The organism is Hwanghaeella grinnelliae (genome assembly GCF_004005845.1).
GTDB lineage: Bacteria > Pseudomonadota > Alphaproteobacteria > UBA8366 > Aestuariispiraceae > Hwanghaeella > Hwanghaeella grinnelliae.
Genome location: NZ_SADE01000001.1, coordinates 915661 through 940870 on the forward strand (window position 1 = coordinate 915661; position 25210 = coordinate 940870).

Sequence of the window (25210 nt, forward strand, 5' to 3'; positions counted from 1 at the left end):
GCCCTATAGCCGGATATCGATGAAAGCTTCCCGGCGCAAATCACGCATATATCGACGTTCGAGCAATTCCATCCGTTCAGAACCGATCTTGTTGATGACCTGTTCGCGGGTGGGCAGGGCACCGCCGGTATCGTCGCGGGAACACACTGTCAAAAGCAGGGCGGCCCGCTGTGTCGCAACAGGGGGCGAGGTTTCGCCGGGCTTCAGGTTCGCCAGCGCTTGCTGAAGGTTCTGGGACATATCACCCAGCCTGACATCCTTGGCGGCAACACCGTTGGCCCCTTCAATTTGTGGGGCGACGGCTTCGGCGTCCTCACAGGACGAAATCGATGGCCGGATCTGCTCCAGCAGATCCAGCATAACCGATTGCTGGTCTTGCGAACTGTTGCCGGGAAGTGGCAGGGCGATCTGATAAATATCCAGTTTGGAGTCTTCGACCGAAATGCTCCGTTGGCGCTCTTCCGTTACCTTCAGGATGTAGAAGCCGGAAAACGTTCTGATCGGTTCGCTGACCTGGCCCGGCGAAAGGTTTCGAACCTCTTCCTGCAAGTCGGGCGGCAATTGGGAAACGGCGACCCAGCCGACGTCGCCCTGATTTTCGGCTGAATTGCTTTGCGAGAACGCCTGCGCCAAACTCTTGAAATCCGCTCCCTCACGCGCCTGTTGTACAATCCGCTCGGCGGTCTGTCGTGTGTCGCCCTCATCATCCGGCGCATTCAGAGTCAGAAAGATTTCGTACAATCTCTTTTGCGGTTCGTTCAGGCTCTCCCGAAGGCGGTCCAGCGTCTCATCAACTTCTTCGTCGGTCACGTCGACTTGGCGACGAAGCTGTCGGCGGCTGACTTTCGTCCACGCCAGGGATGCCTTGATGAGGGTTCTGACCGTTGCCAAATCAACGTTCCGCTGCTCCAGGCGGCTGATGAATTGGTCCGCCGTCATATTGTTGCGGTTCGCCAGGGCGGTAATTTCCTGGTCGATTTCCCGGTCCGTGACACGGATGCCCAGGCGCTCGGCCTCCTGCAGGCGCAGGCGATCGTCGACCATAGCGCGCAGCACTTGCTGTATGATACGGCGCTGATTTTGGTTATCCGGTTTGATGCCGGTGGTCAGAACCACCCAGCGCACCCGGCTTTCCAAGTCGAAGACGGAAATCAGGTCGTCGTTCACGATGGCCGCGATCCGCATCGTGTTCTGCTGCGCCCATGCGCCGGCATTGACCTGTATGGCGGAAATCGCCATGGCGAGCCCAATCGCTGTCAGCACTCGTCGGATATTCGGCATTAGAACAATTCCGTTTCCACGCCACCCACCGTCTTGAAGGTCAGGCGCACTACAAATTCATCGATCTGGTCAACATCGGCGGAACTGGTGAAAGTTCTGCGCAGACGGGCGTCAAAGCGAAAACACTCATCTTCATAGGTGAGTACGGCGCTATGTTCCAGGGGGTCGATGTCACCAATCAGGTCCTGTCGAGTGAACAGTGACACACTCCAATTGTCATCCCATTGGGCGCGCATGTTGAGCAACAACTCGTCCAACTGGGCAACGTCGTCGACCGTGCCTTCCCGAAGGAAGGTGTAGTTGACGCCGAAATTCAGGGCGGAACTGCCGATTGACGAGCCGACTTCACTTCGGTTGACCTCGCCGTCATCTTCATCGATGCGGAAACGGTAAAACACATCCAAATACCGGCTGGGCCTGACATCGATGCGCCCGACTATGTCCGACGTTCCGTTCTCAAGTCCGGTCTCCGCCTCAAGGACATTGTCCGTCGTGAATTTGTGACTCTGGCCGACAAAGGCAGACATCGACCCGCCGGACTCAAAGTAACGGGCCACGCGCATCCCGTATGCCAGCCGCGTGCCGCCTTCCACCCGGTCGAGTCCTGGGGTCCTGTTCTGGTCCAGCAGGTTCGTTTCATCGATCTCGACCACCACGCTGTCGTCGTTGGAGATGCCAGGTGAATTGCCGCCGTCCGGGGAGACGAGAAGGGCGACGATCGGTTCGATCACGGTTTGGCCACTGCTGTCGGGCCGGACAAAGGGGTAACGCCAATCCACTTTCAACTCAGGTCGTATCCTGCCGGTAAAGCCGTCTTCGGTGCGCCGGCCGGCTTCGTCCCTGGCGACAAAGTGGTTCGTGTTGTAGCCGTCCATGCGCAGATTGGTCTCGATCGTCGTGACGAAACCAAGCGGTGAGGTGAAGGGGATTTCATAACCAACATCGACGGAGAGGCGTTGGTTCTCTGACTTGTCCTCCTGGTAGAGGTACCGGAAATTGCTGTCCAGCGACCACCGTCCGCCATAACTGTCGATATCGCCGAGGCCATTGTACTCCAGCAGCGGAAAGACGACGGGTGAGTCCGGGCGTTGGCCCAGGCGCGTATCCTGGAACAGGTAACCGTTCGCCGCCATGTAGTTCCGGTGATTGAAGCCTTCGAGGAAGACATTGCTTTCCAGCGTCGAGTCGCTTGGACCGAAGAAGTTGAAGCGGCGAAGATAGGTTTGGTCCGTCGACCGTTCGATGTCGAAACCGGTCCGCCACTGGTCGTCGATGTCGAAACGGGCATCGCTAAAGACATGGCCGCGGAACTGATCCTTGCGGGTTTCTATCACAACCGGGTCGCCGATCTCCCGGTCTGCGATTGCGCCGCTGCCGGAAATATTGAACTCACCATTGTTGAATCGTTGTCTGTACTCACCGGAATAGACGATGCCTTCATCGCTCGTGAAAACCGGATCTATGGTGGCGTCCTTGTCATCCGCGATGGACCAAAAGAACGGGGCGCGGAAGAACTGTCCAACGTTCGAATTGCTGCCGAATTCGGGAAACAGAAAGCCGGTTTCGCGTTTCACGGTGGGGTCAGGATGTTCGAAATACGGCGTGTAGGCGACCGGAATGCCCCACATTTCAAGCGTCGCATTGCGGTATTCGATCTTGCGAGCCTTTTGGTCGTGTATCACCCGTTGCGCCTTGATCTGCCACAAAGGGGATTTTTCCGGATCGTCCTCGCAAACGGAACACGGAGAGTAGACAGCTTTTGCCAATTCGGTGGTATTGCCGTTGGTCCGCCGGGCACCATTCGCGACCAACCGCGCATTTTCGGAAAGAAGGAGGCTGATATGCTGGATCACGCCATCCTTCATTTCGTTGGTCAATTCGACATAGTCGGCAAAAATGACTTCGCCTGTGGGTTCCAGAAGTTTGATGTTTCCGTTGGCGATGACCGTTTGTGTTTTCTGGTTGAAGCTAACCAGGTCCGCCAGCAGCACGCGTTCACCTTGCAGGATCTCGACATTGCCGCGCGCGGTAACCAGGCCCAGCTCGCGGTCATGCGTCAACTCGTCGGCGGTGAAAAGGACCGGGCCGTTGGCGGTTTCTTGCGCCCACGCGATATCCGCACCAACCGTATAGGCGATCGCGCCGCACATGATGAGTATTGCGGTCGCACGACCGACAAAAGCTGAAACCGAAAAACGAAACTTTCCCCACATCGGTTCGCTCTACCCGTCTTCTAGGTGCAGCAGGGTAGCGAGGCCGAACAGGGACATGGCAATCGCCGGGCTCCAGGCGGCCATGACCACGGGGATCTCGGTCGACAGGCCGATTGCGTGGACGATACGGGTGACGAAAAAGAATATGAAACCGATGGAAATCCCTCCGACGATCATATAAGCCGCGCCGGACCGCCGATTGGCGCGCAGAGAGAAAATAGCCGCCGCCAGAACCATGGCGCAAAACAGAAGCGGTGTCGAAAGCAGGCTATGCAGCCGCAGCCGGTGCTCGACGGCGCTAAACCCCGAATTGGTCAGAGTGTCGATGAAGCCGGGCAAGTCCCAGAACGAAATCGTGTCGGCGGAGGCGAAACTCTCGCGAATCTTCTCGACCGTCATATCCGTCGGTAGGTCGTAGACTTTAGTGAAGGTGCGGCGCCCATCGGCATCTTTCACCCAGGCGTCCCTTAGTTGCCAGGCCCCTGGCTGCAAATAAGCGGTCTCGGCGTCGATCCGAGATAGAAACGCCCCGGTGCGGTCCATAATCAGCACCATCACGTCGGAAACCTCCAACTCGTCACCGGAAACCTTACCGCCGTGCAGTACGACCACGTTGTCCTCTCCCGCTTGGCGCAGCCAAAACCCGCTTGCCGCCAACGCCAACTGGCTGTCTTGGCGCCTGAGATACTCTGTTTCGATTCGTTCGAATTGCGCATTCAAACGAGCGGCCAACGGATTGAGAAGAAGTATTTGAACAACCCCTGCAATCAGCGCGATGCTGATCACCGGCCCAATTATCTGCCAAGGTGAAAGCCCCGCCGACCGGGCAATGACCAGTTCGTTCGCCTTGGCCATCCACCAGAATGCCAGCATCGCGCTGATGAGAACAATGAAAGGCGCAAGATCCTGGATCAGCAGGGGCATTTTCAACGCCGACATCTGCAGGACGATTCCGATCGTCACGTTATCTTTGCCTGAAGACCGCCTCAGCAACTCGACGACATCGAAAATGCCGATCAAAAAGACGAACACGGCGAAAACACTAAAAAACCAGGTCAGATACTGACGGGCAAAATAGCGGGAGATGACGGTTTGAAACAGCACTGGGTCAGATCTCCTGTAATTCGGAGGGCTTGGCCCGGCGCTTGAACTGTTGCGGGCGCGCCAGCAGATATAGCGCAACTACCGTTGGGGCGACGACCATTCCGTACATCACCGGTATCAAAACCGCGTATTTGCCTGCAGAGCTTATCAGTCCCAGATTCACAACCAGCAGGCCGACCATGATTGCAACAGCCGCCAGGATCGGTTTAGCGTTCGATTGCCGGGAAAACTCCGTCTTCAGAAGGATCACCAGCCCTGCTGCTACATAGGCGATTGCCAACAATGGTTGCGCGAGCCGGCCGTGCCCTTCCGCTATGAGTTCTCCACGATAGGCGACGTCACCCGGCGAGTTGGACGGTGAAAGCAGATCAGGCAGAAATCTCTCGCGCGGTTGCTGCCAAAGCTCGGGCCCGGTCTGTTGCTCTTCCACAAGGTCGAAGACGTACTCTTCGAACTCGATATCGTGCAATTCTCCCTGCGAAAGCGTTTGCTGCCGTCCATTGGCGAGAAGGATGCGCGCACCCGTCGGTGAATTGACCACGGCGCCGCGTTGAGCGATGACCGTCACCTGATCGCCGTTCGATTGTTCGCTGTGGATGATCAGGCCGATCAAGTCGCCGTTTTCCTCGCGGCGGCGGGCATAGATGGTCAGATCGTCCCGGATTGCATTGAACTGACCTTCCTTGATGAGAATCGCGCCGATTTCGGACCGTGCTGTCGACAGATAGGTCCGCAACTCCTGAGACGAGACCGGCATGAGATAAAGGGCGAAGAAATAACTGAAGAACGTACAAATGACAGCGGCGATCAACCCCGGTTTCGCAAGACGGAACGAGTTCATTCCAGCGGATCGCAGGATTACCAATTCACTGCCTGTTTGCATGCGGTGATAGGTGAAGATCGTGGCCCCAAACACCGCGACCGGAAGGACGACGGAAAGTATCCGTGGTGTGATCAGGAGCGACAGATAGGCCAAGTCACTGGCGGGCAGGCCACGATTGACGATCAGATCGATGAAACGAATGGATTGCTGCAGCACGACAGCGGTACACAGAATGACGCTTGCCACGATGGCAACCGTCAGAATCTGGCTGGTCATGTGCCGCGTTATCGAATTCATCCGCCGCCTGAGGCCTCGACTAAAAGCAATCGGCCTTCCCTTAGGGAATCCACGAAGTTTTCTTTATTTGTAGGGGTCTACCAAACGATCTTTGGTGATGCACGTCAAATTCGGCATATGATCCGGGCCAACTTCCTTCCCGTCATGGCCATTTCATTACTTGTGCGGCTTTGAGGGGGCTTGGGTGGGGGGGCGGATCAGGCTATGTGATCGCGACGGAAACCAGTAATGGGCCGGGCCAAACTGCCCGCAACGCCCAGCACCGATCAGTTAGTCGGCTAAAACGGTCGTTCAACCATGCTTTTTCACTCCCAGGAATTTTTGCTTCTGTTCCTGCCCGTGGCGCTGGTCGGTTGGTATGCGGCGGGCGGTCGGAAAGAGCTGCGTGTCGCTTGGATGATCGCCATTTCCTTGGTGTTTTACGCCTACTGGGATGTACGGCTTCTGCCTTTGCTTATTTTGTCGATCTTGGCGAACTGGGGCGTCGCCGCGCTGATCTACGGCAAACCGGGCGGCGAGAGACTTAGGAAATATGCCGCGCCCCTGGGTATCGCTTTCAATCTGTTCATCCTGGGCATCTTCAAATACGCAGACTTCGTGGGCGATAGCGTCGCCTATTTGCTGGGGCAGTCCCATGACCCCTGGGGTATCGTTCTGCCGCTGGGGATCAGTTTCTTCACGTTTCAGCAAATCTCCTATCTGGCGGATTTGCGGAAAGGCACGGCGCCGGTCTACAGCCTTGCCGATTACGCTCTCTACGTCTCGTACTTCCCGCAGCTGATCGCCGGGCCGATCGTGCGACATGATGAACTGATCCATCAATTCGACGCCTACCCGAAACGCGACGGCCTTTCCGAACGCTTGGTGCGGGGCGCGGCATTGTTGCTGATCGGCATTGCGAAGAAGGTATTGTTGGCGGATGTCTTTGCGGCACAGGCCGATCCTATATTCGCGCATGCCGAAGCCGCCGGCGCGATTGGCTTCGCCGATGCCTGGATGGGGGCAGGGGCCTTTGGCCTGCAGATTTATTTCGACTTTTCCGCCTATTCCGACATGGCGATCGGTCTGGCCATGATGGCCGGGATCCGTTTGCCAGAGAATTTCAACGCGCCGTACAGGGCGGTTTCGCTCGTCGATTTTTGGCGTCGCTGGCACATGACCCTGTCGCGGTTCCTGCGCGACTATCTTTATGTGGCGATGGGGGGGAACCGCGAGGGGCGCGTGAAGCAGGCGTTGGCGTTGACCGCGACAATGCTGCTTGGCGGGCTATGGCATGGGGCTGCCTGGACCTTCGTCGTCTGGGGCGGGTTACATGGGATCGGTCTCGTCGTTAGCCATTTCTGGGGGAAAACAGGGCTCACCATCGCGCGTCCGTTAGGTTGGGGGATTACGATCCTCTTCGTGTTTTGGACCTGGATCATGTTCAGGGCGGAGACGATGACCGGCGCCTTCACGTTTTGGACGGCAATGCTGGGGCTGCCCGGCGATGCTGCGTCCGTGCCGAGCAGTTTCGCGGACCTTGCGGCGGCTGGCTGGTTGCTCGTGGGCGCACTGATCGCCACGATTGGTCCGACCAGTCAAACGGTCGCCCTCACGCATTTGCGGCCGATCCGGGGGCTGGCAACAGTCGCGGCGATGATTGCGGTTTTCCTGGTCTTCCGCCTGGGTGGCGGAACGAACCAGGAATTCATCTATTTCCAATTCTGACACGGGAACGGGATCGGCTTGGATGAAAGGATTGTTGGGCGTAGGGAAAGAAGTGACCTGGGGCGACATGGCGCGCCGGGCGCTCTGCGTATTCCTGACGGGCTTCCTGCTGCTCGCCGGTTTTGTGATTCTGATCGATCCTTACGACACGGTGCCGTTCTCGCTACCTTTGGATCGTGCGCCGGCATCGACGAACCAGCGCTTCTCCTATCCGGCCGTGGCCATGGACCCGACATTCGACAGTCTTGTGGTCGGAACGTCGGTTGTGCGTCTGTTGAAACCGTCGGAACTGGAAGCGACGTTGGGCGGACGTTTCGCCAATTTGGCGATGAACAGCGCCATGCCTTACGAGCAATCGCAGATACTGCAATTGTTCTTGAGGAACAGGAAGGATGTGAAGACGGTTATCTTCGGAATCGATACCGTCTGGTGCGGGCAGAAAGCCTCCCCGAAGCTCACGTCACGGCCGTTTCCACCCTGGTTGTACGACGGCAACCGTTGGAATGATGCGCTTCATTTATTGAATCTGGAGGCCCTCGAACAAGCGGGAAGGCAACTCGGCCAATTGATGGGGGTGAGGGAGGAAAAATACCAGCGCAACGGATACGCCAATTTCCTGCCACCGCGTTCGGAATACGATCTGCAGAAAGTACGGAAGAATCTTTATCAGGACGGCAAACCGGCAGTCTTGCCGCCCGGAACGCCGCCCGCTGATAATAACGCGGCGTTTCGCGAAAGCCTCGTCTTCCCAGACCTGGAGATTTTGCGGGGAATGGTCGCGGCTTTACCGCAAGCGACCCGGAAGATTTTCCTGGGCGCACCCGTTCATGCCATTACGATTGGATCGCCGGGCAGCCGCGCGGAAGCAATCTGGCAGGAATGTATGTCCCGGATCGCACAAATCGGCGCTGAATACGGCAATGCCTATGTGCTCGACTTCAAGCTCCGTTCCGATATCACAGTGACGGATCGGAATTACTGGGACCCGCTGCATTTCAGAACGGATACCGCCTCCCGGATCGTTCGCTTGGTCGGCGAGGGAGTTATGGCAGGGCGATCGACGAACCCAGCCTTCAGATATGTCACGCCTTGATCGGCGAAGATGGCCATCTGCCCTGCTTGTGGGACCCGCTTTCCAAATCGCCTTCGTGCGCTAGTATCTCCGTCATGTGTGCCGCATATGGGTACCTGCAGAACAATTTGACCGGCCGTCCGCGTGGACGATGCCGGGATTGGAACAAACAGACAGGGAAATGGTTATGAAAATCAGTTTCGCGGAAAAAGCCTCACCGAAATCCGGCGCCGTCGTCGTCGGCGTGGAAGAAGGCAAAAAACTGACCCCCTCCGCCCAGGAACTGGAAAAGGCATCCGGCGGCGCTCTCTCACGCGCCATGAAGGCCAGTTCGTTTACCGGAAAGAAGGGACAGTCCCTGCAGATTGCGGCGCCCGCGAATGTTGCCGCGGATCGGATCGTTCTGGTGGGCCTCGGCAAGGGCCTCACGGATTTGGATTTCCAAAGCATGGGCGGCAACCTCGTGCCGGCCTTGAACGCTGCCGGGGACAAGGAAGCTGTCGTCTATGTCGATGGCGGGGCCGACGTTCTGGCCGAGGCGGCCGCTAATATCGGCGCGGGCCTGTTGATGCGCAGCTACCGGTTCGACCGATACCGCACGAAGGAAACGGCGGATCAAAAACCGACCTTGAAAAAGGCGACGATCGTGGTGAGCGGCGCGGCAGCCGCCCGGAAGGCGTTCAAGCCGCTGGAAGCGGTGGCCGAAGGCGTGAACCTGACCCGCGATCTGGTTTCCGAACCGCCCAATGTTCTCCACCCGGAGAGTTTCGCCGAAGAAGCAGCGAAGCTGGCTGAGATCGGCATCACCGTTGAGATCCTGAACGAAAAGAAGATGGAAAAGCTCGGCATGCATTCGCTGCTGGGCGTCGGTCTGGGATCGGCCCGGGAAAGCCGTTTGGTGGTGATGCACTGGAACGGTGCGGCGAGTAACAGCCGTCCGGTCGCTTTCGTCGGCAAGGGGGTCACCTTCGATACCGGCGGCATCTCGCTGAAGCCGGGCCCCGGCATGGAAGACATGAAATGGGACATGGGCGGGGCCGGCGTGGTCACCGGTCTGATGAAGGCCCTGGCGTTGCGCAAGGCGAAGGTGAATGTCATCGGCGTATTGGGCCTTGTCGAAAACATGCCCGATGGCGCGGCACAGCGGCCGGGCGACATCGTGACCTCGATGTCCGGGCAGACCATCGAAATCCACAACACGGATGCCGAAGGCCGCTTGGTGCTGGCCGATGCGCTTTGGTATACGCAGGACAAGTACAAGCCGCGCCTGATGATCGATCTCGCGACCTTGACCGGGGCGATCATTATCGCGCTGGGCCATGAATATGCGGGCTTCTTCTCCAATGATGACGATATCTCCGCCATGCTGAGCGCGGCGGGCGAAGCAACGGGGGAGAAGGTGTGGCGCCTTCCCTTGGCCGAGGCCTATGACAACCAATTGAAGACCGATGGCGCGGATATGAAGAATATCGGTGGTCGTGCGGCCGGCTCGATCACGGCGGCGCAGTTCCTGCAGCGCTTCGTGAACAAGGTTCCGTGGGCGCATTTGGATATCGCCGGGGTGACTTGGTCCAGCAAGGACGCACCGACGGTGCCAAAAGGGGCGACGGCCTTCGGTGTCCGACTGCTCGACAAGTTCGTCGCGGACAATTACGAAAAATAGGGGCGCCAACAACTGGCGACTGTCTCACACCGTGCCGGAAATTCGCTTCTATCATCTGACCAAGAAGTCCCTGGAGGAGGCCTTGCCCGATTTGCTCGGGCGAAGCCTCGACCGGGGATGGCGGGCCGTCGTGAAGGCCCGTTCCGATGAACGGACGGAGTCGTTGAACCAGCATCTTTGGACTTTCGACGACAGGGCATTCCTGCCGCATGGCAGCGACAAGGACGGCCGGCCCGGCCTTCAGCCGATCTGGCTGACCACGGAGGATGAGAACCCCAACGGGGCCCAAGTCCTGTTCCTTGCCGATGGGGCGGATACCGCGAACAGCGGCTTGTTCGAGACCGTGTGCGTTCTTTTCGACGGGCGTGACGACGAAGCGGTCGCGCGGGCCCGGGGCCAATGGACGGCGTTCAAGGATGCGGGACATCCGATGACCTATTGGCAGCAGAACGAGCGCGGCGGATGGGAAAAGAAACAGGAGACCGCCGGCGACGGCGGTGCCTGACGGCTACGGCATTGTAAGCGCCCCATTATTAAGGGCGTTGTTGAGTTTTCAGTCTTCCAATGCGTCTACCTAGGCGCCAGAAAATCGATGGAGTTTGAAACGTGCGTTTCCAAACCGGGGCGGTCACCATCTGGAACTTTGCGATGCTGGCAGGCGCATGCCTGTTCTGTATTTCGTCCGTCATCGCGACAGCGGTTCACGCGCAACCGATGTGGCGGGACGCGAAGCAATGGCAATGCATTCAGGATGAGTTTGAGGCGGCTTGCGGCGGCCGTTTCGAACGGCAATGTCGGACGCAGGAACCCCGCAAGTTGGAAAACCTGATTTTCGATTTCGATGAGAACATGGTGATCATCGAGGATACGTTGGGTAAAAGCTATATTCCCCTGGCAGCACGGACGGTCGACCGGCGGGGTGAGATCACGACGATTCTATATGGTGAGGCGGGCAGTACCGTCATGCAGTATAGCGGCGGTTTTGCGGTGTCGATGTCGACACCGCCCGGTGGCGGCGCCGCGCTGCTGCGTTTCTATTCCTGCCTGCCTTACACGCCGGAATAGTGTAGCGGAAATACAGGTGGGTCAGCCCGCGGCGCTTTCCAACTCTTCCGACAGTTCCAACCAGGCAAGTTCCGCGTCCGAGATTTCTTCTTCGACGGTGCTCAACTGTTTCTGCAGCTTGGCCAGATCGTCTGCGGGCAGGTCGTAGGTCTCCGGCGCGGCAAGTTTGTCATGCAACTTGTCCCGGTCGCGGGACCGCTTTTCCATGGTCTTTTCCAGCTCAACCAGTTTCTTCCGCAAGGGGGCGAGGACGGCGCGGGCCTCCGCCCGTGTGCGGCGCTCATCCTTCTTGCTGGCGGCGCCGTCAGCCGGTCCAAGGCCGGCTTCCTGGCGCTTCGCACGCCGCTCTTGCCGGCGTTGGTCGAACAGAAGCTGCCGGTAATCGTCCAGGTCACCGTCAAACGGCGCGCAGGTGCCGTCAGCGACCAGCCACAGCCGGTCGGCACAGGTGTTCACCAAGTGCGGGTCGTGGCTGACCAGAATGACGGCGCCTTCATATTCCGCCAACGCATGGACCAGCGCTTGACGGGCGTCGATGTCCAAATGGTTCGTCGGTTCGTCGAGCAGCAGGACATGCGGTTTCTTGCGGCAGATGACGGCAAGGGCCAGCCGCGCCTTTTCACCGCCGGACAATTTTCCGATCTGCACATCAGCCTTGTCCTGGGCAAAGGCAAAGGCACCCAAATGGGCCCGCAGGCTTTGCTCCGTCGCCATTGGCTCCAGATCCTGCAGGTATTCTACCGCCGTTTTCCCGGCCGCCAGTTCGTCCAATTGGTTTTGTGCGAAATAGCCGACTTCCAGCTTCGACGATGCCCGGTTGCGGCCGTCCAAGACCTTAAGGCGGCGCGCCAGAAGACGCAGCAACGTGGTCTTCCCGTTTCCGTTCGCGCCCAGCAGGGCGATGCGGTCGTCCATGTCGATCCGCAGGTTCAAGTCGCGCAGAATCGGTTTGTCCGGTTGATAGCCGATCGAAGCGTCTTCCAGCACGATCAGCGGTGGGGACAACGGGTCGGGTTTGGGCAGATTGAAAACGGTCGAGCCCTTATCGACGACGGCGGCGATCGGTTCCATCTTCTCAAGCATTTTCAGCCGGCTTTGGGCTTGCCGCGCCTTGCTCGCCTTATAGCGGAACCTGTCGACGAAGGACTGGATATGCCGTCTTTGTTCCTGCTGCTTGGAATACAGGGCCGCTTGCCGCGCTTGCTGTTCCGCCCGTGTCCGTTCGAACCGGTCATAGCCGCCCGAATATCGGGTCAGTCGGCCCTGATCCAGATGCAGAATCATTTCCGGGATGCGGTTCAACAAGCCGCGGTCATGGCTGACCAGGACAAGACCTCTTGGATAGCTGGACAGGTAATCCTCCAGCCACAGCGAGGCTTCCAGGTCCAGATGGTTTGTCGGTTCGTCGAGCAGCAGGAAGTCGGGTTCGGAAAACAACGCGGCGGCGAGCGCCACGCGCATCTTCCAACCGCCGGAGAAGTTGTCGATGGGTTGTTGCTGGGCGTTCTCGTCAAAACCCAGGCCGGACAGGATGATGGCGGCGCGCGACGGGGCGGAATGCGCGCCGATATCGGCCAGGCGGGTATGGATCTCGGCGATCCGGTTGGGATCGGCCGCCGTTTTCTCTTCCTCCAGCAGGGCTGTGCGTTCGACATCCGCCTCAAGCACGATGTCGAGCAGCGAGCGGTCGCCGCTGGGAACTTCCTGCGCGACCGAGCCCACACGCCGGCGGGCCGCCACGCTGATATCCCCTTCGTCGGGTGCCAATTCCCCGCGCAGCATGCGCAGCAGAGTGGATTTACCGGTCCCGTTTCTGCCGACGAGACCCACCTTCTGCCGGTCGCCGATCTGGGCGCTGGCCCTTTCGAACAGGGTTCTTCCCCCAAGGCGATAGGTTATGTCGGTAATCGTCAGCATGACTGGATCTACATCGGTGGAACATTCCGGCCGGGTGGCCGCACAGCGGCGCATAGCATTTCCGAAGGCGGTGCGCAAAACTCATGAACATCGTGCCGGGCCCTGAAATGCGGCAAGTGACGCAGCATTGCTGCATCGCCGCGGGCTTGCGGACGGGGGCACACGGCGCTATAAGCCCGCCATCGCTGCCATGAGGACGGCGATAGCGAAGATAGCGCGACGAAGAGTTCCTCCCGACCCCGCCGACAAGAGACCGACCTGAAGGCGCTGCTGCCTAAATGGCTAGCGATCGGTGCCTTGGCTTTACGGTGCTGCAACGGGGCTGAGAAAGAGGGACATATAGAATTGTTGAGATACGAGAGAGACGAAGAGGCATAAAATGTCAGTTGAACGGACACTTTCCATCATCAAGCCGGACGCCACGCGTCGTAACCTGACCGGCAAGATCAACGCAATGTTCGAAGAAGCCGGCCTGCGCATCGTTGCGCAGAAGCGGACGCGGCTTACCAAAGAACAGGCCGAGACCTTCTATGAGGTTCACAAGGAACGCGCCTTTTACGGCGAGCTCTGCGCTTTCATGACTTCCGGCCCTGTTGTCGTTCAGGTTCTGGAAGGCGAAGGCGCGATTGCGAAGAACCGTGAAGTCATGGGCGCGACCAACCCGGCCAATGCCGATGACGGTACCGTGCGCAAGCTCTACGGCGAATCCGTCGAAGCCAATTCGGTTCATGGTTCCGACGCGCCGGAAACCGCGGCACAGGAAATTGCCTATTTCTTCGCGGGCACCGAAATCGTCGGCTAAACCTACAGCCTGACGGCAAAAACAAAGGCGGAGCCCCATGGGTTCCGCCTTTTTTGTTCGGCTAGGCACGCAAGCGGATGCCCGATGGGCCCTCCGCAATCAGGTTCTAGACCAGCGTTGCCGCCATGATTGCCAGCAAGATCACGATTGCGATGGACGAGATTGTGATCATCTTGCCCACGCCGCTCCAAGTTTGCAGGTTGGCTTGCGGAGCTTTTTTGAATTCCATTTCGTCCATCGGTATCTCCCGAATCTGTCTGCCGCCGTCAACCGGCTGTCCATGCGTCCGATTTTATGGATTTTTCGCGCGTTCTCAAGTGGTTCCGCGCGCGAAAATGTGATGATCAGTCGGTTTCCGTCCAGATCATCGGGCCGGGCCGACCGTCCACCAAGGCCAATTCGCCGTCGACCGTGATCGCACCGGCCGCCAGCAGGCGCAGGGCCGCGGGATAAATGCGGTGCTCCTGCACCAGAACCCGTGCGGCCAGGCTATCCGCATCGTCATCCGGCAAGACGGGCACTTTGGCCTGGATCAGCAAGGGCCCGTCATCCAGGGCAGGGCGGACCAGGTGCACGGAACAACCATGTTCCGTCATGCCGTCCTCCAAGGCGCGTTCATGGGTATGCAGGCCCTTGTAGGCCGGCAATAGGGAGGGATGGATGTTCAGCATCCTGTCGTGCCAGTTCCCGACGAAACCGGGGGTAAGCACACGCATGAAGCCCGCAAGGCAGACGATGTCCACGTTGCGCGCATCGAGTTCCGCCATGATCGCCTGTTCAAAACTGGGCCGGTCCTGAAAGTCACGATGGTTCACCACCGCTGTCGCGATGCCGGCCTTGGCAGCACGCTGGAGGCCGTAGGCATCCGCGTTATTGGACAAAACAAGGACGATCCGGGCCGGTGAGTCCGGTTTCGCGCACTCGTCGATCAGCGCCTGCAGGTTCGATCCGCCGCCCGATACCAGCACGGCAACGCGTTTCTGCCCTGTGTTCCCGCCGGAGGCCTCGCTGGTTGTCCCAGTGGCCGTCACGCGTCGACGCCCCGGATCGAAACGTCCTTGCCGAGGCTGTCATGGGTGACGACGCTGCCGATCGCGAAGACATCCTCGCCTGCGTCCGTCAGATCCGCTGTGATTGCTTCGGCGCGTTCCGGGTCGACGACCAAGACCATGCCGATGCCGCAGTTGAAGGTGCGGTGCATTTCGGTCGCCGAGACGCCGCCGGTCTTGGCGATCCAATTGAAGACGGGCAGGCCCGGCCAGGCGTCGCGATTCAACAGGCAGGCCAGGCCGTCCGGCATCACGCGGGGCAGGTTTTCGTAGAATCCGCCGCCAGTGATGTGGACCAAGCCATGCAGGCCGCCCGCCTTATGGACGGCCAGAACCGGTTTCACGTAAATCTTGGTCGGCGCCAGAAGGGCCTCGCCCAAAGTCTTGCCGGGTGCGAAGGGGGCGGGGGCCGCCCAATCCAGGCCGCTGATTTCCACCACCTTGCGGACCATGGAATAGCCGTTGGAATGTACGCCGCTGGACGCAAGTCCCAGGATCATGTCGCCTTCACGGATTTCCGTACCGTCCAGCATCGCGCCGCGTTCCGCCGCGCCGACCGAGAATCCGGCCAGATCATAGTCTCCCGCGCCGTACATGCCGGGCATTTCAGCCGTCTCACCGCCGATCAGGGCGCAGCCCGCCTGACGACACCCTTCGGCGATTCCCGTGACGACGGCTTTTCCAACCTCGACGGAGAGCTTCCCGGTGGCGAAATAGTCCAGGAAGAACAGCGGCTCCGCCCCCTGAACGATCAGGTCGTTGACGCACATGGCGACCAAATCGATGCCGACGCCGTCGTGATTTCCTGAATCGATGGCGACTTTAAGCTTCGTGCCGACACCGTCGGTCGCCGCGACCAGGACGGGATCGTTGAAACCGGCGGCCCGCAGATCGAAAAGCCCACCGAATCCGCCGAGTTCACCGTCCGCGCCTGGGCGCGCGGTGCTCTTCGTCAGCGGTTTGATCGCGTCGACCAAGGCGTTGCCCGCATCGATATCGACGCCGGCATCCTTGTATGTCAGCCCGTTGCGGCCACGTTTGTCGTCGGTGCTGGTCGAGTCGTCGGTTGCTATGGCAGCCTCCCGTCCTTACATCTATAAAGGCGTTTCAAAAATCGTGCGGCACCATACTCATAGACATGCGCTTTGCAATCAAACGCCATCGTAGTCACAGCCTGATCCGCAACGGCCGGCTTGCGCCGTTCGCGGTGCTTTCGGCTGTGCTGCTCGCCTTTTCCATCGTGTTGTCGCAGACGCCGGCCGTCGCGCAGCAGTCGGATATCTTTGCCGTTGCCGCGTTTCCGGTCGATGAAACAGCGGCGAACGAGGTCAAAGCCAAGGAACAAGCCGTTTCGCAAGGCAGTCTACAGGCCTTGCAGATGCTGCTACAGCGCCTGACCCTGGAACAGGATTGGCCGCGCTTGCCGACGGTAGGCCAGGACCGAATCGACAATTACATCCGCGGTATTTCCTTCGCCAATGAAAAAATCGGGGGTGGCCGCTATCTGGCCGATGTGACCTACCGTTTCGTTCCGGAAGCTGTTCGCAAATTGCTGACGGATGCATCGATTCCCTATTCCGAGACGGAAAGCAGGCCGATGGTGGTCGTACCGGTGATGCAGATTTCGGACGGCGCGCTGCTGTGGGATGAGGGAAATACCTGGCTGAGCGGCTGGGTGGAGGCTGAATTGCCTGCCGGCCTGTTACCGATTGTCGTGCCGCTGGGGGACCTTGCGGATGTTGCGGCGATCGGTGTGCGCCAAGCCTTGGGCGGCGAGCCGGAGGCCCTTGGCCGGATTGCGGCGAAATACGGCGCCGGTGGCGTATTGGTGGCGGTCGCGCGGCCAGGGCAGGTCCAGGGCGGCGGCGAAAGCCTCGATGTCAGGGTTTCCGCCTATGGCCCGGGCTGGGATGGAACCAGTTTCTCGCAATCCTATACGTCCAGCGGCGCGACCGAACAGTTGCCCTTCTATAAGGCGGCGGCGGAAAGCATTTCCCGTTCGCTGCTGGTGCAATGGAAGGAAGCGAACCTGATCCGGTTCGGGGAAGGGACCCAGTCCCTTCAGGTATTCGTCCCGGTTTCCGGCCTGCGCGATTGGCTTTCCGTCCGTGATCGATTGGCCCAGGTCGCGACTGTCCGCGACACGGTGATTGGCCGCTTGTCCATGACTGAGGCGGAGGTCGATATCCGGTATATCGGGGACCTGTCCCGCCTGCAGCTTGCTCTTTCGCAACAGAAGCTCTCGCTCGCCCAAGATCCGCTCGACGGACGCTGGCGGCTGACGACGACGCCGTAGAAAAGGCGGCGGGCTGATGACGACGCAGCAAAAAACCTGGTTCTGGCTTATCGGACTGGCGGTGCTTCTCGCCGCGCTCTATTTCCTGCGGCCGATCCTGTTGCCGTTCGTGGCTGCCATGGGGGTCGCCTATTTCCTGGACCCGGTCTGCGATTGGCTTGAGGAAAAAGGACTGTCCCGGTCGATGGCGACGGCCAGCGTGACGGCGGTGTTCTTTGTCATTGTCACCATCGTTCTGGCAGCGGTCTCGCCGCTGATTTATCAGCAGGTCGCCGATTTTGTGGCCCGTGTCCCGGAATATTCCACGGCGTTGGGGGAAAAGCTCAGGCCGATCATGGATATTGCGGCGGACCGGTTGGGCAATGACGAGGTCAAGGACCTGGGCAAGTCGGCAACGCAATTTGCCGGCACGGCGTTGAAATGGGCGGCTTCCGCCATTGGTGAGGTGTTGGGCGGCTTGGGGGCCGTTGCGAATATCGTCTCGCTGATCGTCATCACGCCGATCATCTCTTTCTATTTGCTGCGCGACTGGGACCGGATCGTCGAGAAGGTCGATAGCTGGTTGCCGCGGGCGCAGGCCGATATCCTGCGCGGGCTGGCGCAGGAAGTGGACGAGATCCTTGCAGGTTTCGCGCGCGGGCAGGCAACCGTTTGTCTGATCCTGGGCGTCCTTTACGGCGTCGGGCTGACGCTTGTCGGATTAGATTTCGGGTTCGTGGTTGGCTTGTTCACGGGGCTGGTATCCTTCATTCCCTATTTCGGGATGCTGATCGGGTTCGTGCTGGGGTTCGGGATTGCGCTGGCGCAGTTCGATTCATATACGCCGCTGTTGCTGGTCGCCGCGGTTTTCGCTGTGGGGCAAGTCCTTGAAGGAAACTTCCTGACGCCGAGACTGGTTGGCGGTCGTGTAAAGCTTCACGAAGTATGGATCATCTTCGCACTGATGGCCGGCGGCACCCTGTTCGGGTTCGTCGGTATTCTGATCGCCGTGCCGGTCGCCGCCGTCATTGGCGTGCTGGCGCGGTTCATGATCGGCCATTATCTGGAAAGCCCGCTCTATGAACACGGCGCGCCCTTGGGCGCCCAAATCGCTGAAACCGAAAGGGGCGCGGGAACGATCCCGGCTTCGGATGGGCCGGGTGACGCTGAAGGGCGGGAGGGCGACCCGCCTCAATCATCATGATCGGCCGTCAATTTCCCCTGGCGCTCGAATTTCTGCCGGCGCTTGGCCGAGCGGATTTCCTGATCGCCCCTTGCAATCAAGCTGCTGCCGCCTTGGTCGACGCCTGGCCCGATTGGCCTGGCCCACATGCCTTGGTCTATGGCCCCCACGCCTGTGGGAAAACACATTTGGTGACCGCGTGGCGGGAAAAGAGCGGCGCTTCCTTGCTGGATCCCGCGCGTCTGACCGTGGACGGCCTTGGGGACGCACTGGACGTGGCGCCCGGCACTGTGGGGCCTCCCGCCTGGGCGCTCGATGGGTTGGAAGAGATCGCCGATGAACCCCTGCTTTTTCACCTGTTGAATTCCGTGCGGGAAAGGCAGGGCAGTTTGTTGATGACAGCGCGTGCCGCACCCTCAAGGCTAAATTTCACTTTGCCGGATTTGACCTCACGGCTTGCGGCGGCGACCGCTGTTGTGATCGAACCGCCCGACGACGACTTGCTGGCGGGCCTGCTGATCAAACTTTTCATGGACCGTCATTTGACGGTGGATCCCGATGTCGTGGCCTATATTTTGCCGCGGATCGAACGCAGCTTCGCTGCGATCCATCAGGCGGTGACGGCCCTGGACCGCGCCGGTTTAGCGGCCAAAAGGCGGGTTACCGTGGCATTGGTGAGGCAGGTTTTGTTCCAGTAATCGCAACACATTAGATGTGTTTCATAACATTATGTTACAGTTTTATTTCAGTGCTATGAAGATTTCACGGAACGGTTAAAATTGACTGGACCGACAGGCCAGAGGATGCACGAAATCCGGCCATGGCTTTTGAGGAAATCGAAATCAAACTGCGGCTAGCGCCCCGTGATGCGGGACGGTTCAGGCGCGCGCGCCTTTTGCAGGAATACAAGACGGCCAAGGCGGGGTGGGCCCATCTGGTCAGCACCTATTTCGATACGCCGGATCTGGCCTTGCGGACCCGAAAGGTTGCGTTGCGCATTCGTCGGATGGGCGATGCGCTGGAACAGACGCTGAAAGCGCCGAAGGGCCTGCAAGGCGGCCTTCAATCCCGCACGGAATGGAATGCGGTCGTCGAAAATGAAGAAAAACCCGACCTATCGTCGATCGGCGATCCCAAGCTTCGGAAATGGCTGCGCAAACGGACGAAGGAAAACGGTCTGACGGCTGTCTTCACCACGGACATCAAACGCACGACGTGGCAGATCCTCTATAACGGCACCCGCCTAGAAGTTGCCCTGGACGAAGGGCAAATTCTCGCCGGCGACCGGTCACGTCCGATATCTGAAGTTGAATTGGAACTGGTAGAGGGCGATGCCACCGACCTCGTCGCCTTCGCGCAATTGCTGATCGAGAAGTATCCCTTGGTGCTGGACCGGGACAGCAAAGCCGCACGCGGCTATGCGCTTTTTGCCGATACGGAAGTAAGCCCCGTCAAGGCGAAGGACCCGGACCTAACCACCGACATGACGGTTTGGAATGCCTTTTCGGCGTCAGTGCAAAGCGGAGTTCTCCAAGTCATGAGCAATGCGCCGGTGGTGATGCTGCGGGACGATCCGGAAGGTGTGCATCAGGCCCGCATCGGTGTTCGACGGATCCGAGCGGCCTTATCGTTGTTCAAGAACGCCTTGGACGCGGATAAGGTTGCTGTGGCGCGAGAGGATTTGAAATGGCTGCAGCAGGCCCTGGGGCCTGCCCGTGATTTCGACGTCTTCTTGGAAGAGGCGGTCGAACCGCTGATCAAGGCCATGCCGGACGAGGCCTGCCTGACCCGGCTAAAAGAAGTCTCGGAGACGGCCCGGAAGAATGGATACGACATGGCGGTAGACGCTTTGTCGTCTTCTCGTTACTCCGCCGTCCTTTTGCGTCTGGAGGCATGGCTGCTGTCGCCCGAGCACGCCGCCGCGGATGTACCGCTCGCTCAGTTCGCGAAGCGCAGCCTGGACAAGCGTTTGAAAGCCGTCCTCAAATCCTGCGGAAAACATCCGGCGCGCCTGCCGGAAGCGGACCTTCATCCGCTTAGGATCGAGTTCAAGAAGTTGCGCTACGCGGCGTCCTTCTTCCAAAGCCTGTATGGCGGCAAGAAGAAATTCGCCTACATCAAGCAGCTCGCCGCGTTGCAGGACTGCCTCGGCGGGTTGAATGACGCCTTGGTCCAAGGTGAATTGATGGAGGCTCTGCCCCTGGGCAAAGCGGCGGATGCCGCCCGCGCCAAGGCGCTGATGACCGGATGGCATGCCGCGCGCACGCAACAGGGATTGAGTGGCCTGGACAAGGAATGGGCAGCCTTCAAGGCGTTCAAACCCTTTTGGCGGTGACGTTGCGGGAGAGACTATTCCGCCAGGATTTCGCGGGGCAGGGCCAGGTCGATCAGCCGACCGGGCGTCGATCCCGCATCGCGCCAGTTCACCGCATCCAGTTGAATCACCGACAAGGCGCCCGTCGGGTATTTCTGGCGCAGCCGCGACAGGTCCGTTTCGTCGCCTTCCTCGCACAACCGCGTCGTCAGGTCCTGCACCGCCGGATTGTGGCCGATCAGCATGACCTTATCCGGCCCGTTGCCCAGCGCTTGAAGGCGCTGCAGCAGCGCCTCACCGTCATGGGCGGCGTACATGGCTTCTTCCAGCCGGATGTCCGCGTCATCGTGCAGGTATGGCAGAACGAGACCCAGCGTCTCACGCGTGCGCCGGGACCCGGAGCACAGGATCAGCCTTGGGGCGTATCGATGCTCTTCCATATAGGCGCCGATGACGGGTGCGGATCGTTTGCCGCGCGCGTTCAGAGGACGTTCGTAATCGTCGAGGATCGGATCGGACCAGCTAGACTTTGCGTGGCGAAGAAGAAACAGGGTCAGCATGGGGATCTCCGCTGGGTGTTTCGCGGCTTCATTTGGTGGTGTCGGCTGGATATGTCACAATTGGATAACTTCACAAGCCCCGAGCGCATATGCTACGTGAAATCATTAAATTGTAACAGTTTAGGGATGTTGAACCTGTCTCGTGACGTGAAATCTCGTCACGCCCATTTCGATTCAGCCCAATCTACCGGAGTAGGTCCATGGTAACGGCGAAGTCCGCGGCAATTGTCAGCGAAGCGGCGAATCAGGAAGCGGTCTCGATCAAGTCGAAAGACCGTTTCATAAACCGTGAACTGTCGTGGCTGTCGTTCAACCAGCGGGTTTTGGAAGAAGCTTCGAACCCGAACCATCCTTTGTTGGAACGCCTGCGCTTTGTTTCGATTTCCGCCAGCAACCTGGACGAATTCTACATGGTCCGCGTTGCGGGCCTGAAGGGGCAGGTGGCGGCTAATGTCTCCACCTTGTCCCAAGAGGGCATGACGCCCCGGCAACAGTTGGACGCGATTTCCGATGAAGCGCGGGGATTGATGCTGCGGCAGCAGGACACGTGGTCGACAATGGTCGATCAGTTGAAGCACGCCCACCTCTCCCTGATCCAGCCCGCTGAATTGACCCAGCGCGAGAAGACGTGGCTCGACGGTTGGTTCCTGGAACAGATTTTTCCAACGCTGACCCCGCTGGCGGTAGACCCGGCGCATCCGTTTCCGTTCATCCCGAACCTGGGCCTTGTATTGGCGCTTGAACTCTACCGCCATAGCGACGAACGGCATATGAACGGCTTGCTGGTCGTTCCCACAAACCTGGACCGGTTTATCCGGCTGCCGGGACGGACGATCCGGTTCATTCTGCTGGAAGATGTGCTGTCGCTGTATCTGAACCGTTTGTTTCCCGGTTTCGAAATGCTGGGCAAGGGCATGTTCCGCGTCATCCGGGACAGCGATGTGGAAATCGATGAAGAGGCGGAAGATCTGGTCCGGACCTTCGAAAGCATGTTGCGCCGGCGTCGGCGCGGCAGCGTCATCCGGCTGACGATCAGCGCCGATATGTCCGAAGATCTGCGCGATTTCGTTATCGAACAGAACGGCATCGATCCCGATGATGTGTTCGTTCTGGACGGGCTTCTGGGCCTGGTCGACGTGAAACAGATGATCGTCGACGAACGCCGCGATCTGTTGTTCGAACCCTATAACGCCCGTTTTCCGGAACGCATCCGAGACTATGGCGGGGACTGTTTCGCGGCGATCCGGGCGAAGGACATCATCGTTCATCACCCTTATGAAAGCTTCGACGTCGTCGTGCAGTTCCTGCGGCAGGCGGCCCACGACCCTGCCGTCGTCGCGATCAAACAGACCCTGTATCGGACCTCTAATGAATCGCCGATCGTGAAGGCGCTTCAGGAAGCGGCCGAGAATGGGAAATCGGTTACTGCCCTGGTCGAATTGAAAGCGCGCTTCGACGAAGAGGCGAATATTCGCTGGGCCCGTGACCTTGAACGGTCGGGCGTGCAGGTTGTCTACGGTTTTGTGGATCTTAAGACCCATGCGAAAGTTTCGTTGGTCGTCCGCCGGGAAGGGCGGCGTTTGCGCAGCTATGTCCATTTCGGCACCGGCAACTATCACCCCATCACCGCGAAGATTTACACCGACCTCAGCTATTTCACCGTCGACGGGGAATTGGCGCAGGATGCCGCGCTGACCTTCAATTACATGACCGGGTACGCCACCCCGTCGGGGATGGAGAAACTGGCCATCGCGCCGATCAACCTGCGCGCCACCTTGATGGCGAAGATCGAGGCGGAAATTGAACATGCGAAAGCCGGTGATAAGGCGCAGATCTGGCTGAAAGCGAACAGCCTGGTCGACCCTGACATTATCGACGCGCTATATCGCGCATCCGACGCGGGCGTGCAGGTCGATATTATCGCGCGCGGGATTTGTTGCCTGCGGCCGGGGGTGCCGGGCCTAAGCGACAATATCCGGGTGAAGAGCATTGTCGGCCGGTTTCTGGAGCATAGCCGGATCTATTGTTTCGGTGCGGGGCATGGACTGCCGTCGCTGGACGCAGATGTCTTCATTTCCTCCGCGGACCTGATGCCGCGCAACTTGAACCGGCGTGTGGAATCACTGGTGCCGATCCAGAATCACACCGTGAAACGGCAAATCCTTGACCAAGTCATGAAGGGGAACCTGAATGACGAGGCCCAGAGTTGGGAGATGCAGCCCGATGGCAGCTTCATCCGACACAAGCCGGAGGGCGCAGGTTTCAATTGCCATCATTTCTTCATGACGAATCCCAGCTTGTCCGGGCGCGGGACGGCATTGAAGAAGACCAAGAAACCGTCTAAGACCCGGTCCACAAGACGCAAGTAAGGGGTCTTTCGTGGCCGAACTCCTCCGCACGGCCGTTCCGCCCGTCGCCGTCATCGACATCGGTTCGAATTCTATTCGGCTGGTCGTATATGATAGCGCAGACCGGGCGGCGCTTCCCATCTTCAACGAGAAGGTACTCTGCGGCCTTGGCCGCGACCTGGACCGCACGGGCATGTTGCCCGACGAGGCGGTGGTCAATTCCATCTCCACCCTGCGCCGGTTCGTCAGCCTTGCCGAATATATGGGCTCGGCCTGGATCGACATGCTGGCAACGGCCGCGGTGCGCGAAGCGAAGAACGGTCCGGAATTCGTCGATGCGGTCGAAGCGGCCTGCGGCCGGCGGATGCGGGTTCTGACCGGGGAGCAGGAAGCGGAGTATTCAGCGCTTGGGCTTTTGTCCGGCACGCCCGACGCGGACGGCATTCTGGGCGATCTGGGTGGGGGCAGTGTCGAGTTGGTGAATGTCCGGCAAGGGGCCTTGGGTGAACAGACGACCTTGCCGATCGGCCCAATCCGGTTCAGCAAGAAGGAACTGAGCAATCCGTCCAAAGCGGTGGGAAAAGTGGATGACGCCCTGAAAACGGTTCCCTGGCTGTCGGAAGGAAAGGGGCGGACATTCTATGCCGTCGGCGGGGCGTGGCGATCCGTGGCCCGACTTCACATGATCCGTACGAACTATCCCATGCACATCATCCATCACTACAGCATTCCCTACGGGAAAGCGGTGGATTTCATGGACTTCGTATCGCATCTCTCGGTCGATACGCTCAGCAAGGTCAAGGGAATCAGCAAGCGTCGCGTGGATACACTGGCCTATGCGGGCATGCTGTTGCACAGGATATTGCTGCGCATCAAACCGGACCGGCTCATGCTGTCGGCTTACGGTTTGCGGGAAGGCAGCCTCTATGCACGCCTGACCCCGGAACAGCAGCAGGAAGACCCGCTGCTGGCGGCTTGCCGGCGCACTGCCTTGCCCCGGTACGAAAACGCGGTGACCGGTGACAGGTTGAACGAATGGCTTGGCCCGGCATTTCCCGAGGCGTCGAAAGCCGAGGCACGGATGCGGCACGCGGCCTGCCTGATGGCGGATATCGGGCGCGGGGAACATCCGGACTACCGCGGGGAGCATGCCCTGATGCGGGTGATGCGCTTGCCCTTCGTAGGAACTGAACATAGTGAACGCGCCTTCATGGCGTTGGCTGTCGCGGCCCGCCATTCCCAGCCTTCCGACGACGTTACGGCGATGGCGACCATCAAACTTCTGCTGAATGATGAGCAGATGACGCGTGCGCGGGCCATCGGTTTAGGCATTCGCTTGGCCTATACCTTGTCCGGTGGCGTTACCGATGTTCTCGATCGCTTCGTGCTACGCCGGATCGACGAAGGGCTCGTCCTGGAGGTGAAGGATCACGAAGGAAAATCCCTGTTCGGCGAAGTGGTTGAACGGCGCCTCAATACGCTGGCCAAGTCGATGAACTGCCCGGCATCGATCCGCCACGTTCCATCCTGACAGAGG

General features: G+C 59.4%; 21 protein-coding genes. 12 read left to right on the forward strand and 9 right to left on the reverse strand.

Annotation, left to right across the window (positions count from 1 at the left end; translation table 11 throughout):
* Window positions 1–3: 3 nt before the first annotated feature.
* From EOI86_RS04125 to EOI86_RS04140, 4 genes are all read right to left on the reverse strand, one after another.
* Window positions 4–1281, reverse strand: coding sequence for a peptidylprolyl isomerase (locus EOI86_RS04125; protein ID WP_127763849.1), 1278 nt, complete (start codon window positions 1279–1281; stop codon window positions 4–6).
* Window positions 1281–3431: an LPS-assembly protein LptD gene (locus EOI86_RS04130; RefSeq protein ID WP_161973684.1), complete on the reverse strand. Its 2151-nt coding sequence runs from the start codon at window positions 3429–3431 to the stop codon at window positions 1281–1283. Before EOI86_RS04130 ends, EOI86_RS04125 begins: the two co-directional genes overlap by 1 nt.
* A gap of 72 nt (window positions 3432–3503) precedes the next feature.
* Window positions 3504–4598, reverse strand: a complete 1095-nt coding sequence (gene lptG / locus EOI86_RS04135) for an LPS export ABC transporter permease LptG (RefSeq protein ID WP_161973685.1) — start codon at window positions 4596–4598, stop codon at window positions 3504–3506.
* Window positions 4599–4602: 4 nt separating this feature from the next.
* On the reverse strand, window positions 4603–5697 hold the full coding sequence (locus tag EOI86_RS04140; protein WP_161973686.1) for an LptF/LptG family permease: 1095 nt from the start codon (window positions 5695–5697) through the stop codon (window positions 4603–4605).
* A gap of 318 nt (window positions 5698–6015) precedes the next feature.
* On the opposite strand from EOI86_RS04140, the gene EOI86_RS04145 reads away from it, so the two are divergent.
* From EOI86_RS04145 to EOI86_RS04165, 5 genes are all read left to right on the forward strand, one after another.
* Window positions 6016–7425 (forward strand): MBOAT family O-acyltransferase, encoded by a 1410-nt coding sequence (locus EOI86_RS04145; RefSeq protein WP_127763853.1) that lies wholly within the window; start codon window positions 6016–6018, stop codon window positions 7423–7425.
* Window positions 7426–7447: 22 nt separating this feature from the next.
* A complete protein-coding gene (locus tag EOI86_RS04150; RefSeq protein WP_127763854.1) occupies window positions 7448–8518 on the forward strand; it encodes a hypothetical protein in 1071 nt (356 codons plus the stop codon).
* Between the two features lie 166 nt (window positions 8519–8684).
* A complete protein-coding gene (locus EOI86_RS04155) occupies window positions 8685–10160 on the forward strand; it encodes a leucyl aminopeptidase (protein ID WP_127763855.1) in 1476 nt (491 codons plus the stop codon).
* Between the two features lie 31 nt (window positions 10161–10191).
* Window positions 10192–10665: a DNA polymerase III subunit chi gene (locus tag EOI86_RS04160; RefSeq protein ID WP_127763856.1), complete on the forward strand. Its 474-nt coding sequence runs from the start codon at window positions 10192–10194 to the stop codon at window positions 10663–10665.
* 101 nt (window positions 10666–10766) lie between these two features.
* Window positions 10767–11225 carry a hypothetical protein gene (locus EOI86_RS04165; RefSeq protein ID WP_127763857.1) on the forward strand — a complete coding sequence of 153 codons (459 nt, stop codon included), beginning with the start codon at window positions 10767–10769 and terminating at the stop codon, window positions 11223–11225.
* 21 nt (window positions 11226–11246) lie between these two features.
* Here EOI86_RS04165 and EOI86_RS04170 read toward each other — a convergent pair whose 3' ends face one another.
* On the reverse strand, window positions 11247–13142 hold the full coding sequence (locus EOI86_RS04170; RefSeq protein ID WP_127763858.1) for an ABC-F family ATP-binding cassette domain-containing protein: 1896 nt from the start codon (window positions 13140–13142) through the stop codon (window positions 11247–11249).
* Window positions 13143–13521: 379 nt separating this feature from the next.
* On the opposite strand from EOI86_RS04170, the gene ndk reads away from it, so the two are divergent.
* Entirely contained in the window at window positions 13522–13944 is a 423-nt protein-coding gene (gene ndk, locus EOI86_RS04175; protein WP_127763859.1) for a nucleoside-diphosphate kinase, read from the forward strand.
* Window positions 13945–14050: 106 nt separating this feature from the next.
* Here the strand turns inward: ndk and EOI86_RS04180 are convergent, their stop codons facing one another.
* The 3 genes from EOI86_RS04180 to purM form a co-directional block, all read right to left on the reverse strand.
* Window positions 14051–14182 (reverse strand): aa3-type cytochrome c oxidase subunit IV, encoded by a 132-nt coding sequence (locus tag EOI86_RS04180; protein ID WP_127763860.1) that lies wholly within the window; start codon window positions 14180–14182, stop codon window positions 14051–14053.
* Window positions 14183–14288: 106 nt separating this feature from the next.
* The gene (purN, locus tag EOI86_RS04185) at window positions 14289–14975 is read right to left on the reverse strand and encodes a phosphoribosylglycinamide formyltransferase (protein WP_127763861.1); all 687 of its coding nucleotides are present in this window, start codon (window positions 14973–14975) and stop codon (window positions 14289–14291) included.
* A complete protein-coding gene (gene purM, locus EOI86_RS04190; RefSeq protein WP_420810079.1) occupies window positions 14972–15970 on the reverse strand; it encodes a phosphoribosylformylglycinamidine cyclo-ligase in 999 nt (332 codons plus the stop codon). The genes purN and purM overlap by 4 nt, the downstream gene beginning before the upstream one ends.
* Before the next feature lie 161 nt (window positions 15971–16131).
* Between purM and EOI86_RS04195 the strand changes: the two genes are divergently transcribed.
* From EOI86_RS04195 to EOI86_RS04210, 4 genes are all read left to right on the forward strand, one after another.
* Entirely contained in the window at window positions 16132–17289 is a 1158-nt protein-coding gene (locus tag EOI86_RS04195) for a DUF2066 domain-containing protein (RefSeq protein WP_161973687.1), read from the forward strand.
* A 16-nt stretch (window positions 17290–17305) separates the two neighbouring features.
* Entirely contained in the window at window positions 17306–18472 is a 1167-nt protein-coding gene (locus tag EOI86_RS04200; RefSeq protein WP_127763864.1) for an AI-2E family transporter, read from the forward strand.
* The gene (locus EOI86_RS04205; protein ID WP_127763865.1) at window positions 18469–19149 is read left to right on the forward strand and encodes an HdaA/DnaA family protein; all 681 of its coding nucleotides are present in this window, start codon (window positions 18469–18471) and stop codon (window positions 19147–19149) included. The genes EOI86_RS04200 and EOI86_RS04205 overlap by 4 nt, the downstream gene beginning before the upstream one ends.
* Window positions 19150–19271: 122 nt before the next feature.
* Window positions 19272–20786: a CYTH and CHAD domain-containing protein gene (locus EOI86_RS04210; RefSeq protein WP_127763866.1), complete on the forward strand. Its 1515-nt coding sequence runs from the start codon at window positions 19272–19274 to the stop codon at window positions 20784–20786.
* Window positions 20787–20800: 14 nt separating this feature from the next.
* Here the strand turns inward: EOI86_RS04210 and EOI86_RS04215 are convergent, their stop codons facing one another.
* Window positions 20801–21325, reverse strand: a complete 525-nt coding sequence (locus EOI86_RS04215) for a SixA phosphatase family protein (RefSeq protein WP_127763867.1) — start codon at window positions 21323–21325, stop codon at window positions 20801–20803.
* A gap of 200 nt (window positions 21326–21525) precedes the next feature.
* Here EOI86_RS04215 and EOI86_RS04220 point away from each other — a divergent pair, with 200 nt between their 5' ends.
* Both EOI86_RS04220 and EOI86_RS04225 read left to right on the forward strand, forming a co-directional pair.
* Window positions 21526–23694, forward strand: coding sequence for an RNA degradosome polyphosphate kinase (locus tag EOI86_RS04220; RefSeq protein WP_127763868.1), 2169 nt, complete (start codon window positions 21526–21528; stop codon window positions 23692–23694).
* 10 nt (window positions 23695–23704) lie between these two features.
* Entirely contained in the window at window positions 23705–25204 is a 1500-nt protein-coding gene (locus tag EOI86_RS04225) for a Ppx/GppA family phosphatase (RefSeq protein WP_127763869.1), read from the forward strand.
* Window positions 25205–25210: the final 6 nt, after the last annotated feature.

Excerpts from the sequence above, each read along its gene's own strand:
- EOI86_RS04170 (WP_127763858.1), bottom strand. The coding sequence starts at position 13,142 with ATGCTGACGATTACCGACATAACCTATCGCCTTGGGGGAAGAACCCTG.
- EOI86_RS04205 (WP_127763865.1), top strand. The coding sequence starts at position 18,469 with ATGATCGGCCGTCAATTTCCCCTGGCGCTCGAATTTCTGCCGGCGCTT.
- EOI86_RS04180 (WP_127763860.1), bottom strand. The coding sequence starts at position 14,182 with ATGGACGAAATGGAATTCAAAAAAGCTCCGCAAGCCAACCTGCAAACT.
- EOI86_RS04220 (WP_127763868.1), top strand. The coding sequence starts at position 21,526 with ATGGTAACGGCGAAGTCCGCGGCAATTGTCAGCGAAGCGGCGAATCAG.
- EOI86_RS04145 (WP_127763853.1), top strand. The coding sequence starts at position 6,016 with ATGCTTTTTCACTCCCAGGAATTTTTGCTTCTGTTCCTGCCCGTGGCG.
- EOI86_RS04215 (WP_127763867.1), bottom strand. The coding sequence starts at position 21,325 with ATGCTGACCCTGTTTCTTCTTCGCCACGCAAAGTCTAGCTGGTCCGAT.
- EOI86_RS04155 (WP_127763855.1), top strand. The coding sequence starts at position 8,685 with ATGAAAATCAGTTTCGCGGAAAAAGCCTCACCGAAATCCGGCGCCGTC.
- EOI86_RS04130 (WP_161973684.1), bottom strand. The coding sequence starts at position 3,431 with ATGTGCGGCGCGATCGCCTATACGGTTGGTGCGGATATCGCGTGGGCG.
- EOI86_RS04200 (WP_127763864.1), top strand. The coding sequence starts at position 17,306 with ATGACGACGCAGCAAAAAACCTGGTTCTGGCTTATCGGACTGGCGGTG.
- EOI86_RS04150 (WP_127763854.1), top strand. The coding sequence starts at position 7,448 with ATGAAAGGATTGTTGGGCGTAGGGAAAGAAGTGACCTGGGGCGACATG.
- EOI86_RS04210 (WP_127763866.1), top strand. The coding sequence starts at position 19,272 with ATGGCTTTTGAGGAAATCGAAATCAAACTGCGGCTAGCGCCCCGTGAT.
- EOI86_RS04140 (WP_161973686.1), bottom strand. The coding sequence starts at position 5,697 with ATGACCAGCCAGATTCTGACGGTTGCCATCGTGGCAAGCGTCATTCTG.
- ndk (WP_127763859.1), top strand. The coding sequence starts at position 13,522 with ATGTCAGTTGAACGGACACTTTCCATCATCAAGCCGGACGCCACGCGT.
- EOI86_RS04195 (WP_161973687.1), top strand. The coding sequence starts at position 16,132 with ATGCGCTTTGCAATCAAACGCCATCGTAGTCACAGCCTGATCCGCAAC.
- EOI86_RS04125 (WP_127763849.1), bottom strand. The coding sequence starts at position 1,281 with ATGCCGAATATCCGACGAGTGCTGACAGCGATTGGGCTCGCCATGGCG.